Below are 13,076 nucleotides of genomic sequence, written 5' to 3' on the forward strand. Positions count from 1 at the left end.
AACATCCGGAGACAAAGGCGGTCGCTATCGCTCCTCCAGTTCCAAACTTCCCCTCCATTACTTACACCTCTCTAAGTACCAAAAATCTTCAGTTCACTTTTTTTATTCTACCACAACTTCCCTTTTTCCTGAAAACCGGAAAAAAGTGCAGCAATAGTAAAAGGGACAACCTCCCTCCGGTTAAGGAGGGAATGTTGTCCCTGGGTTGATTGTAAAACGATGAAGCTAGAAACAGCTGTAAAGATATTCAGATCAGTAACTGGCAGACGTTAATTAGATCAGCCAGCCAAGATAGCTATTTACATTACGGGGCGGTTAGCCGCCAACACGGGCAAGCTCGCGCATATTCGCTTCGAACGCAGCCATCAGGGCGGCTTCGCCGGTCAAGCCGGTCTGTTCCACCTTGCGGATCTGCTCCATCATCCGTTTGTAATCCTTCGGAATAACACGGACGAATTTCGGCAGAACCTCATCCCATGCATCGAGGATGCGTTGTCCGGCATTGCTGCCGGTAAGCCCGGTATGACGCGTAATCAGGCCCTGAAGCTCGGCAACTTCCTCCGGCTCCTCCACGCGCTCCAGTAGCACCATTTCCAGGTTGCAGCGCTTGATGAACGTATTATCCGGATCATACACGTAGGCGATACCGCCCGACATGCCTGCCGCAAAGTTGCGTCCGGTCGCGCCAAGCACAACCACACGGCCGCCGGTCATATATTCACAGCCATGGTCGCCTACACCTTCAACAACCACGTTTGCTCCGGAGTTGCGGACGGCGAACCGTTCCCCGGCAATGCCGCTGATATAAGCCTCACCACTGGTAGCCCCGTACAGCGCCGTGTTCCCGATGATGATATTGTCCTCAGCAGCAAAAGTCGCCTGGGCGGATGGCTTAATGATCAGCTTTCCGCCGGAAAGCCCTTTGCCGACATAGTCATTGGAGTCGCCCTCAACGGTGATGGTGATTCCCTTGGGCACAAATGCGCCCAGACTCTGCCCCGCCGAACCGGTGAAATGCAGGCGGATTGTATCATCCGGGAGGCCGGCAGCACCGTATTTGCGTGTCAGCTCACTGCCCAGAATCGTACCAACCGCACGGTTGACGTTCGTGATCGGCAGCGAAGCTTCAACCACAGTGCCGGATTCCAGAGCCGGTGCCGCCAGGTCCAGAAGCTTCGATACATCCAGTGTTTCTTCGAGGCCGTGATTCTGGCGCTTACTGTTGAAGCGCGTGCTTCCTTCCGGCATAGCCGGGGTGTGCAGCAGGCTGCTCAGATCGACACCTTTCTTCTTCCAATGGCTGGAGGCTTTCACTGCATCCAGGCAATCGGTGCGGCCCACCATTTCTTCGATGGTGCGGAAACCAAGTTCCGCCATAATCTCACGGAGATCCTGTGCCACAAAGGTCATGAAGTTCACGACATGCTGCGGATCACCGGTGAAGTTTTTGCGAAGCTCCGGATTCTGTGTGGCTACGCCAACCGGACAGGTATCCATTTGACATACCCGCATCATGATACAGCCCACAGCTACAAGCGGTGCAGTGGCAAATCCATATTCTTCAGCACCCAGCAGCACAGCGACAGCAAGGTCGCGTCCGCTGAGCATCTTGCCGTCTGTTTCCAGTACAACACGGTCGCGCAGATTGTTCAGCATCAGTGTCTGATGGGTTTCGGCCAGACCCAGCTCCCAAGGCAGACCGGCATGGCGGATGGAGTTCATCGGCGACGCGCCGGTACCGCCATCGTAGCCGCTGATCAGGATAATATCGGCACGGCCTTTGGCTACCCCGGCAGCGATCGTTCCGACACCGACCTCAGACACGAGCTTAACATTAATGTTCGCACGGGGATTGGCATTCTTCAGATCGTAGATCAGCTCAGCCAGATCCTCAATGGAGTAGATATCGTGATGCGGCGGCGGGGAGATCAGACCTACACCCGCTGTGGAGCCGCGCACTTCGGCTACCCAAGGATATACCTTGCGGCCCGGAAGCTGTCCGCCTTCACCCGGCTTCGCGCCCTGCGCCATCTTGATTTGAATCTCGTCGGCGTTTACCAGATAATTCGAGGTCACCCCGAACCGTCCCGATGCCACCTGCTTGATCGCACTGCGGCGCGAATCGCCGTTGCTGTCCGGAGTAAAGCGGGCCGGATCTTCTCCGCCCTCACCGGTATTGCTCTTGCCCCCGATGCGGTTCATAGCAATGGCCAGCGTCTCATGCGCTTCCTTGCTGATCGAGCCGAAGGACATAGCGCCGGTCTTGAACCGTTTCATGATCGATTCTGCAGATTCAACCTCATCCAGCGGAACCGGTGCATTCACCGGCTTGAACTGGAGCATGGAACGCAGGGTCTGATGCTTCTCGCTTTCGCCCTGCACCAGTGCAGCGTACTTCTTGTACAGCCCGTAATCGCCGCTCCGCACGGAGTGCTGCAGCAGATGAATGGTCTGCGGGTTGAACAGATGCTCTTCCCCGTCGCTGCGCCACTGGTATTCACCGCCGGAATCGAGCACCTTGTCATTGCCGTCCTTGTCTGTGAAGGCGCGGTAATGATGCGCAAGCGATTCAGCTGCCACTTCTTCCAGGCCGATGCCGCCAATGCGGGAAGGTGTCCAGGTAAAGTAACGGTCCACGAATTCCGCATTCAGGCCTACAGCTTCGAAAATCTGTGCGCCACGGTAGGATTGAATCGTCGAGATGCCCATTTTGGACAGTATTTTTACTACGCTCTTCGTCGCAGCTTTAATATAATTCTTCACAGCCTTCTCATGCGAGATTCCGCGCAGCAGGCCTTGGCCAATCATATCGTCGAGACTCTCGAAAGCGAGATACGGGTTAACCGCACTCACCCCATAGCCAAGCAGCAGCGCATAATGATGCACTTCACGCGGTTCACCGGACTCCAGCAGAATGCTGACCTTGGTGCGTGTTCCCGAGCGGATCAGGTGGTGATGCAGGCTGGAAACAGCCAGCAGTGCGGGAATAGCAGCATTCTCACGGTCTACGCCGCGGTCGGACAGAATCAGAATGTTATGTCCTTTGGCCATAACGCGGTCAGCAGCCTCATTCATCCGCTCCAGAGCGATGCGCAGCCCCTCCGCTCCAAGCTCTGCCGGGAACAGAATCGGAATCGACATCGACTTGAACCCTGCACGGCGGACATGGCGGATCTTCGCGAAGTCCTCATTGGACAGGATAGGTGAATCCAGTGAAATCTGCCGGCAGCTTTCCGGTTCCGGCTTGAGCAGATTGCGCTCAGGTCCGATGGTTGTCGCAGTGGAGGTAACAAGCTCTTCACGAATCGCATCAATCGGCGGATTGGTTACCTGGGCGAACATTTGTTTAAAATAGTTATAGAGACGCTGCGGACGGTCCGACAGTACAGCCAGCGGGGCATCATAGCCCATGGAGCCGACAGCCTCAGCACCGGTGGAAGCCATAGGCTCCAGAACCTTACGCAAATCTTCAAAGGTGTATCCGAAGGACTGCTGCAGCTGCTGCACATTGTCATGCTTCGGATTCGGCAGCTCCGGCGCATCAGGAAGCTCGTCGAGGCTGATCAGGTGCTCATCCAGCCACTGGCGGTACGGCTGCTCGGAAGCGATGGCGGCCTTGACCTCTTCGTCGGAAATGATCCGGCCTTCCTTCGTATCTACCAGCAGCATGCGTCCTGGTCTCAAACGGTCTTTGTATAGTACATCCTCAGCAGGGATATCAAGCACGCCTGCTTCCGAGGACAGAATAATCAGATCATCTTTGGTTACATAATAACGCGCCGGACGCAAGCCGTTGCGGTCAAGGATCGCACCGATCTGAACGCCATCGGTAAAGCCCATTGCGGCTGGTCCATCCCACGGCTCCATCAGCGTGCTGTGGTATTCATAGAATGCCTTCTTCTTCTCGTCCATGCTGTCATGGTTGCTCCAAGGCTCAGGAACCATCATCATAGCCACATGCGGCAGAGAACGTCCGCTGAGGTACAGGAACTCGAATGTGTTGTCGAACATGGCTGTATCGGAGCCGTCAGGATTCACTACCGGCTTGATCTTGCCCAGGTCTTCCCCGAACACTTCACTCTTGAACAGCGACTGGCGCGCATGCATCCAGTTCACGTTGCCCCGCAGGGTATTGATTTCACCGTTGTGAATCATGAAACGGTAAGGATGCGCACGTTCCCAGCTTGGGAACGTATTGGTGCTGAACCGGGAGTGAACGAGCGCAATCGCCGATTCCAGCGTCTCATCCTGCAGATCCAGATAGAACTGACCTACCTGTGCAGTAGTCAGCATACCTTTGTATACAATCTTTCGACAGGACATGCTAGGTACATAGAAGGACTCACTCTCTTCTGCTCCGCCGTAGCGGATGGAGAGCTCAGCACGTTTGCGGATGACATACAGCTTCCGTTCAAACGCCAGATCATCCTTAATGCCTTCGGAACGTCCGATAAATACCTGGCGCACATAGGGCTTGGCCGCCTTAGCTGTCTTGCCCAGCATCTCGTCAAAGGTAGGTACATCGCGGTAGCCGAGCACCTGCTGGCCTTCCTCAGCGATAATCCCGCTGAGAAGCGCTTCATGGCGGGCCCGGATCTCCTCGTTGTGAGACAAAAAGATCATCCCCACGCCATAATGCCCCTGCTCAGGCAGTTCAAAGCCAAGCTTGCTGGCTTCCCCGGCAAAGAAACGGTGCGGAATTTGCAGCATAATGCCGGCTCCGTCACCCGAGTTTGGTTCTGCTCCCTGGCCCCCCCGATGCTCCATGTTGAAGAGCATGGTCAAAGCGTTACTTACAATATCATGGGACGGCTTGCCTTTGATATGGGCGACAAACCCCATTCCACAGGCATCCTTTTCGAATTGGGGATCGTACAGGCCTTGTTTGGCGGGCAGTTCAGTGTGTCTCATTGTACGCAACCTTTCTATTATAAAGTAGACGGATTTCAGGAAAAATTTTCAGAGGAAATTCTTAATAAATATTCAAGACAGATTGGTTATATTATTTTATCATCGACCTGACATGAGCGCAATTTAAACTTTTTTATGAGCTTGATTAACAAATGCTTTTGCGGTACAGCTTTAGTGAATAAAAGCGTAAAAAATCTTAGTTATGCATAAATATGCATCAATAACGAATAAGAACTTATTCAATGAAAACGCTGCATTCATTTTCCTGACACATTCATGGCACTTTTTAGCCTATTTTGCTCCCTGAATAAGCAGAAACGGCTCCGTCTTCTCTTAAAAGGACGGCGGAGCCGTTTCTGCGCGAAAGATGAGGATAATTTCTTTGCACGAAGCATATAAATTATATTTTAAGAAAAACACTTCTATTAGTAGAGTCTGCATAACAAAAGAGCGCCCCGGAAGGGAGCGCTCTTTGTTTGTTTTTCCTGTAAACAGCTTGCTGTTATACAGTCAGTATCTGTTCATTCTTCACGGAGACTTCACTATCCCGGTCACGGGTCATGAAGTAGGTGAAGGTAAAGGCGAGGAATACGACTCCGTAAATGGCCAGCAGGCCGGCGTCGCTCCACATTGCGCTGAAGTCACCGGTGGAAATTACAGCCTTGAAGCCTTTGACACTATAGGTCATAGGCAGCAGCGGGTTGAAGAATTTCATCCAGGACGGAATCAGCTCAAGCGGGAAGGTTCCTGCGCTTGTGGTCAACTGGAAGATCAGTATAACAATGACAACGAACCGTCCAGGCTGATCCATCCAGGTAACAATGGCTTGGATCATCCACATAAAGGCGATGCTTGTAATGAAGGTAAAGGCATAGAACAGCGGGACATTCTGTACATTCAGGCCCAGTCCATACAGAACAATAATGGCAGCCATCAAGGACTGGAGCACACTCATCATCGAGAAGGTAAGCGTGCGGCTGATGAAACGGTTGAACCGGCTGGCGCCGATAACCTCAGAGTCGCGCATCGGAATTACCAGGGTGCAGATCAATGCACCAACGAACAAACCTAGAGACAGGAAGTAAGGGGCAAAGCCTGTGCCGTAGTTCGGCACCGCACTCACTTTTTGCTCATCAATCTGTACCGGCTGGGCGAACATGGATACAAGCTTATCGCTTGAGTTCACTGAGCTGGTCTGTGCTGCGGCATCACCGAGCTTCGTTGCCAGCTCGCCGGAGCCGCTCTTGAGGTCATCCAGCCCATCCTTAAGCTGTCCGGCTCCATCGCTGAGCTTCTTCGAGCCGTCTGCTACAGAGCTGAGGCCGCTGCTCAGCTGTCCGGCTCCGGCCAGCAGCTTCGTTGTTCCGGCTTCCAGCGTTTTGCTGCCGTCGGCCAGTTTGGCGCCGCCTGCTGCAGCTTCGTTCAGCTTCGCACCGAACTGCTTCATGCCTGCGGCCAGCTTGCTGCCGCCAGTTTCCAGCGCTCCGGCTCCGGCCAGGAGCTGCTTCTGTCCGTCCAGCAGCTGTGTGCTGCCGGCATTCAGCTGCTGTGCGCCGTCATGCAGCTGGGTGACACCGGCATCCAGCTGCTGCGAACCGGTGTGCAGCTGGTTCGCCCCTTGCACCAGCTGCTCCTGGCCGCTGTGCAGCGCAGTTGCGCCCTCAAGAAGCTGCTGCTGGCTCTGATCCAGCTGTGCAGTGCCTTGGGCAACTGCGGTGCTTGCTGCCAGCAGCTTCTGCACATCCGGGCTTGCCGCCAGCTGCGGATTCGATTTGGCCAGCTGCTGCAGACCAGCCGCTACCGCTTTTGCGCCTGCGCTGGTCTTCGCGCTGCCATCCTTCGCAGCCTGAAGTCCGGCGGCAAGCTTCGCGCTGCCGTCCACGGAAGAGGTAAGTCCAGCGGCAAGCTTCGCGCTGCCGTCAACAACGCTCTGGGTACCGGCTTGAAGCTTGGCCGTTCCATCCACCGCAGACTTCGTGCCTGCCTGCAGCGCGGCTGCTCCGGCTGCCGTCTTCTGTAAGCCGGCATTCAGCTGTTTACTGCCTGCAGCCGTCTGGGATACGCCGTCCTGGAGCTGCTTATGCGCTGCGGACAGCTGCTGTAGCCCGCCTGCAAGCGTGCTGCTGCCTGTATGCAATGCGGCAGCGCCGGTGTTCAGATCCGCTACACCCTTTGTAAGCGGGGCTGCGCCATTCAGCAGCTTGCCGGTACCTTCGGTCAGCACAAGCAGATTATCTTTCAGCTTGAGCGCACCGTCATCCAGTTTGGAGGCGCCGTCCGCAATCTTCGTGGCACCGTCTCCCGCTTCGCCAAGACCGCTTCCGATATCTTTGATTTTGTCAAAAACAGAAGTGGTATAAGCCTCTGTAATTTTGGCTGATACTTTGGTCTTGATATCTTTTACAGCCGTACCACCGATTTGACCGGCCAGGAAGTTGTAGCCTTCATTTGGCTCATAAATAATTTTGGCTGGCTGCGGGTCTGCTTCCAGCAAAGTGGTGGCATTTGCGGAGAAATCTTCCGGAACCACGATAGCCATATAGTAGGTGTTATCCTTTAAGCCGGCCTCTGCCTGAGCCCGGGTTACAAAATTCCATTTGAAACCGTCGGTCTTCTTAAGCTCTGTCACCAGGTCATTCCCGGCTGCAAGCTTTGTGCCTTCATAGTTGGCACCTTTATCTTCATTAACTACAGCGACAGGCAGCTCATTCATTTTGCCGTACGGATCCCAGAATGCCTTCAGGAACAATCCGCTGTATAGCACCGGAATGAACAGGACGACAAACATAGGAATCAGCACCTTGGGTTTCTTAAGCGCTGCGCCCAGGTCCTTGGCAAATACGGATAAAGATTTCATTCTGGTTCTCTCCTTCTGATCATATGCTCTCTTTAAAATGCTATAAACTGCTTTAAGAATGCGGTACTTTTGAAAACTTGCAGTAACACCGAATGACTGTTTTACCCAATTGGTCAACTGAGAGCAAATAAAAACTCCTGCCGGAGTCGGTTGAAGCTGCCCATTTCATAAGTTATGGAGCTACTCTGCAAGCCCCTCTGCCAGAAACAGATGAAAATAGGATTTGATCTGCTCCTTCGTTAAGGGGACATGTACATTGCTCAGTTCAGCTGTAAGCACAATATACAATCTGAACATCACCAGCGATACAATCTTGGGTTCACAGGGTTTGACTTCCCCCTGGGTTATGGCATGCTCCACCTCCCGCTCCAAGTATTCCAATACGACGTTCTCAATCTTATCGAGTCCTTCATTAGCCTGTGGAGTTCCGAAATCACGGCTTTCCTGGGACAGTTTGATGAACAACTCATGTTCACTGCGGAATTCCAGCAGGGCATCCAGAACATGGTGCAGATTGTCAAAAAAAGACCGTTCCCGCTTGATTTCCCGCTCAGCAATCAACTTCATATCCATTATGACCTCACGAAGAATCTCATCAAACAACTGTTCCTTGTTCGTAAAAAAGGTGTAGATGGTTCCTTTGCCGACATTGGCGATCTTTGCGACCTGGTCCATTGTAGTCGCTTTGTAGCCAAATAATGAAAAAGACTTGGTCGCTGCCTGGAGCACCTGCTGCCTTCGATCTACCACAGCCACCTGCGCACTTCCTCTCTTTCTGATTTTTTTGCAGTCATTGAATTATGACTGTTTTACCATTTCGGTCAATCGGTCAACACCCACTTTATCACTTTGCCTCCGCGTTTGCAATACTTGAATGCAATCTTTATTTTTTTATTTTTGCAGGGTTTTAACTTTCTATTTACGTCTTATTTGTATAATGTGAGATAAGAGGCAATTTTCCTAGTATAATGTAAGAGAAGATTTATCCTACCCATGAAAGAAAGTAGCAGGTGAACTTATGCGAAAGAAAAGAGTACTGCTGTTTTCGGAAGGCTTCGGTACGGGCCATACAGGGGCAGCCTATGCTCTGGCCGAAGGAATAAAGCGGCTTAGCCCGGATGTGCAGTGCAGGGTGATTGAGCTTGGCAAATTCCTTAATCCTACGGTCGCGCCCTGGATTCTTTCAGCTTACCGTAAAACAGTCAGCAGCCAGCCGAAGCTGGTCGGCATGATGTATAAGACCCAATATCATAAATCTCTGAACCGGTTGACCAAGCTGGCGCTTCACCGGGTTTTTTATACACATGCTTCACAGGTCATTGAGCAGCTTAAGCCCGATCTGATTATTTGTACGCACCCGCTTCCAGCTGCGGTCATCTCCCGGTTGAAACGGCAGGGGCTGGATGTGCCTCTGTATACGCTGATTACAGATTATGACGCACACGGAAGCTGGATTAATGATGAAGCGAACCGCTACCTGGTACCCACTTCCCGGGTCAAGTCGATTCTCACCGGCCGGGGCGTGTCCCCAGAAAAAGTAGCGGTTACCGGAATCCCCCTGCATCCGAAATTCTGGGAGCGTTCGAACAAAACACTGCTCCGCAAGGAACTGGGACTGGCCGATATCCCCACCGTACTGATTATGGGCGGCGGCTGGGGGCTCATGTTCGGGAAGGAAGTTATGGACTCGCTCACCGCGCGGATGGATGATATTCAACTGGTCTTCTGCATGGGCAGCAACGAAAAGCTCGTAGCCAAAATGCGGGCCAATCCGCTCCTGAACCATCCCAACGTAAAGATTCTGGGGTACACCAGCGAGATTAACAAGCTGATGGACGCCTCCGATCTGCTGATTACCAAACCTGGCGGGATGACTTGTACGGAAGGCCAGGCCAAGGGCATTCCGATGCTCTTTTACAGCGCCATTCCCGGCCAGGAGGAGAAGAATTGCCAATACTTCGTAGAACTGGGCCTGGCTGAAGAGCTGGATTCGAATGTAGTGGACAAATGGTTCTCACTGCTGCTGCGAGAATACGCAGGCCTAGAGGAGCTGCGCAGACGCCGGATCGCCCCGGAACGCCAGCAGCCAAACCACTGCGCATCCACTGTACTGCAGCTGCTGGGCAGCCCGGCAGCCGGAATGTCTCCGGAGCCCCGCGGCTCACGGGGGGCTGTAGCCGCAGCTGCCGCAGCCCAGCCGCGGAATGAAGAAGCGGTATATCTTACTCCTTAAGCGAAGGATAGCTTTAGGAGAATTCAAAATTAAAACGGTACCGGCCATGACAGGCCAGTACCGTTTTTGGTTTGTAAGACAGGCGGCTTAACTACGCCTATTTCTATGCGCCCGCTTCATACACAGGTTCAGCCGAGCTTGGCAGAAACTTTTACAGAATCCTCCATAGTATTTAAATTGAACTAATAAATTTTTATGATCAGGGCTAGTCATCCCTAGCGGGAAAATGTATCACTAATCGGGCTCATTCGACTTATGGAGCAGCTAGCTTTCGTTCCTGATGCCCCTCACTCACGTTCCCCAAGCTTTCAGGTTCTCCAATTCAACTCATATAGTCCATTTATTTATAAAAAGTATGATTGCCGATCGTTTTGGCATATTGTCTGGAATGATGTACCGTGAGGTCCTGGGCAAGCTTCAGCGACAGGAAGAAATACGTATCGTCCGTTACCGCTTTGGTTCCGGAGAGTGCCGCGGTTACGGCTTTAATAGAGTCTGCGTTTGGCTTCACACGCTTAAGACGCCCGTTGGCCACAGGACTGAACTGACTCTTCTGATAGATTACATCATGTATGGTGTCGGGAAAATTGGCTGACCGCAGCCGGTTCAGAACAACGTTGGCGACTGCCACTTTGCCCTGGTACGGTTCGCCTTCTGCTTCTGCCATAACGATTTTTTGCAGCAGTAGCAGGTCTCCTTCGGATACTGCGTAGGTCCAGGTCGCTTGATCCCGCTGATCCTGGCTTAATAGCTTTGTCCGAGAGAAGAACAATTGTGTGGGGGGATGTTGCTGAATTGCCGTTTTTTTCGTAATTACGGTCTGGCTCCCCTTAGCCGCCGCCGTCTTGGCCAATTGCTGTGCCACGGGCGGAGTTGACTTCACCACAACTGCCTTTTGCCGGAGAATATCAGTCTTGGCGGCTGCGCCTTGCGGCTTCAGTATATCCAGACTGCCCCATTCTGCGGTTTGCCTGATCTTCTGGGTTTGGACCAGATAGGCGGCTGTGGTGTAGAGCATGGGTCCTGAGGAACTCTTGGTCCTCAGCAGAGCGGTTGAGGCTTGACTGGAGCTTGTCCGGTCAGATGTGTGAGCATTCGACTGCAGCTGATTCATTTGTACTGTATCTTTGCCCTTGGCAGAACCTTCAAGGCCCATCAGGCTTATCGCAGAGAAACACACTAGAATAACGCCAACAAGCAGCGCAATACAGCGGTTTTGTTTAAAAATTACCATTATTTACCTCCTATTTTACGGCACACTCCTATTGTATGTAACCGAAAATGGAAGCTTTGAAAACTTTCTTGCCGATTTTCTATCAGAAAAATGTAAATTTTTCGATCATTTCATACATAGGAATGGCATGCATCCTGGTAGCATACACCACAAAACCGTCCACCGTCCAGTCCGCGATGTCAGATTCCTCCTCTCCCGAGGCCTCCTCAACGCGTAATAAAGCAAGCTTTTCCAGACTGAAAGGCTGCTCATCCCGATACTTGCGGGCCAAGGTGAGATGAGGTTTATACTCTCTCGCTTCGGGTATGAAACCAAGAGGACGGGTAACGAAAATCACACGTTTTTGAAGATCCTTTAGCTTATCCGTTTCACCCGAAACCCCCGCCCAGAGCACCTTTGGCGACTCCGGGCGCCCAAAAGTCCCCCACTCCGAAAGTTGCAGTTGAAAAGGGGAGCAAGCTGCGGGAATCTCTCTTAGGGCTTCAAGCAGGCCGGGAATTGACCGTTTCGGCGTATCTCCGAGAAACTGCAGGGTAATGTGATAATCCTCAGAATGTGTCCATTTGGCAAAATTCAGTTTGCTTGACAAAACTCCGCTTTCTTTTTCCAGTTTTTCACACAGTGCAGAAGGAAGCTTTAGCGCAATGAACAGCCGCTCCCTTTCGGCTTCAGATACCTTACGTTCCATTTCAATTTCACCTTTCAGGGCAGATTTGTTATCCTTATTCTATACAGAATCAGCCAGCTCTATTAAATAATATACGGAGGGAATCCTATTGACGAAATCCATCGTTTGTTTGCAGAAACTATCACACCGGCAGCAGGATTTAATCCGTAACGCCGCTCCAGGCTATACACTGATCCTAGGTGACGGCAAGGCGCCTGACCTTGCACAGCTCGCCGAAGCCGAAATTGTCATCGGCTGGGGCAAGGGGATTAGCGATACGCTGCTGAGCGCTGAATCTCCGCTGCGCTGGGTGCAGACCTGGTCGGCCGGAGTTGAGAAGCTTCCTCTGGCAGCCATGGAGAACAAAGGAATTCTGTTAACCAACGCCAGCGGTGTGCACGCCGAACCGATTACAGCGGTAATCTTCGGCTTCATGCTGCTCTTCACCCGGAATCTGCATACAGCTGTGCGCAACCAGCTGAACCGCAAATGGCATTCTGACGGCAGCGAGAGCGAGCTGACCGGCAAAACCGCCGTCATTGCCGGTACAGGCTCCATCGGCAGCGAAACGGCCAGAATCGCTAAAGCCTTCCGGATGACGACCATCGGAGTAAGCCGCTCCGGCAAGCCGGTCGAAGGCTTCGATGAGGTCTATACCACTGACCGGCTTCAGGATGCTGTGAGCCAAGGGGATTTCCTGATCAACACTCTACCGCTTACCGATGAGACGCGGCTTATGTTTGGTGCAGACATTTTTGCAGCCTGTAAGCAGGGCTCCTATTATATCAATATTGGCCGCGGAGCCACAACCGATACCCAAGCTCTGATGGATGCCCTGAACAGCGGACATTTGGCCGGTGCCGGTCTGGATGTATTTGAGACGGAGCCGCTGCCGGAAGACCATCCGCTGTGGGGAATGGAGCAGGTCGTCATCACGCCGCACTGTGCCGGGGTAACTGACCGTTATGCCGACCGGGTAGTTGAGATTTTTACAGAAAATATGAAATCCTATTTGAAATCAGGAACTCCTTCACGTAATCTCGTAGACTACAGCCGCCAGTATTAAGCGGAGGTTCACTTGACCGCCAGTGCGCTCTAGCAACGGCATTTCTGCCGTTGTTTCCGGGCAAACTGGCCGGCGGCGCTTCAGCAACGGCATTTCTGCCGTTGTTTC

7 protein-coding genes are annotated in these 13,076 nt (G+C 52.6%); 2 read left to right on the forward strand and 5 right to left on the reverse strand.

The annotated features are described in order from the left end of the window. Window positions 1–315: 315 nt before the first annotated feature. The 3 genes from gltB to BLQ82_RS19965 form a co-directional block, all read right to left on the reverse strand. On the reverse strand, window positions 316–4,911 hold the full coding sequence (gene gltB / locus BLQ82_RS19955) for a glutamate synthase large subunit (RefSeq protein WP_062523486.1): 4,596 nt from the start codon (window positions 4,909–4,911) through the stop codon (window positions 316–318). A gap of 502 nt (window positions 4,912–5,413) precedes the next feature. After that, window positions 5,414–7,768, reverse strand: coding sequence for a YhgE/Pip domain-containing protein (locus BLQ82_RS19960; protein WP_062523485.1), 2,355 nt, complete (start codon window positions 7,766–7,768; stop codon window positions 5,414–5,416). Window positions 7,769–7,948: 180 nt separating this feature from the next. After that, window positions 7,949–8,524: a TetR/AcrR family transcriptional regulator gene (locus tag BLQ82_RS19965; RefSeq protein ID WP_062523484.1), complete on the reverse strand. Its 576-nt coding sequence runs from the start codon at window positions 8,522–8,524 to the stop codon at window positions 7,949–7,951. Window positions 8,525–8,786: 262 nt separating this feature from the next. On the opposite strand from BLQ82_RS19965, the gene BLQ82_RS19970 reads away from it, so the two are divergent. Next, complete coding sequence (locus BLQ82_RS19970) at window positions 8,787–10,001, forward strand: MGDG synthase family glycosyltransferase (protein WP_062523483.1); 1,215 nt, start codon at window positions 8,787–8,789, stop codon at window positions 9,999–10,001. 340 nt (window positions 10,002–10,341) lie between these two features. Here BLQ82_RS19970 and BLQ82_RS19975 read toward each other — a convergent pair whose 3' ends face one another. Both BLQ82_RS19975 and thpR read right to left on the reverse strand, forming a co-directional pair. Continuing rightward, window positions 10,342–11,235, reverse strand: a complete 894-nt coding sequence (locus tag BLQ82_RS19975; RefSeq protein WP_062523482.1) for a cell wall hydrolase — start codon at window positions 11,233–11,235, stop codon at window positions 10,342–10,344. An 82-nt stretch (window positions 11,236–11,317) separates the two neighbouring features. After that, the gene (thpR, locus tag BLQ82_RS19980; RefSeq protein ID WP_062523481.1) at window positions 11,318–11,923 is read right to left on the reverse strand and encodes an RNA 2',3'-cyclic phosphodiesterase; all 606 of its coding nucleotides are present in this window, start codon (window positions 11,921–11,923) and stop codon (window positions 11,318–11,320) included. Window positions 11,924–12,011: 88 nt separating this feature from the next. Between thpR and BLQ82_RS19985 the strand changes: the two genes are divergently transcribed. Next, on the forward strand, window positions 12,012–12,968 hold the full coding sequence (locus BLQ82_RS19985; RefSeq protein ID WP_062523480.1) for a D-2-hydroxyacid dehydrogenase: 957 nt from the start codon (window positions 12,012–12,014) through the stop codon (window positions 12,966–12,968). Window positions 12,969–13,076 lie beyond the last annotated feature (108 nt).

The sequence above is a fragment of the Paenibacillus jilunlii genome, from assembly GCF_900102965.1.
In the GTDB taxonomy this organism is placed as follows: Bacteria; Bacillota; Bacilli; order Paenibacillales; family Paenibacillaceae; genus Paenibacillus_AQ; species Paenibacillus_AQ jilunlii.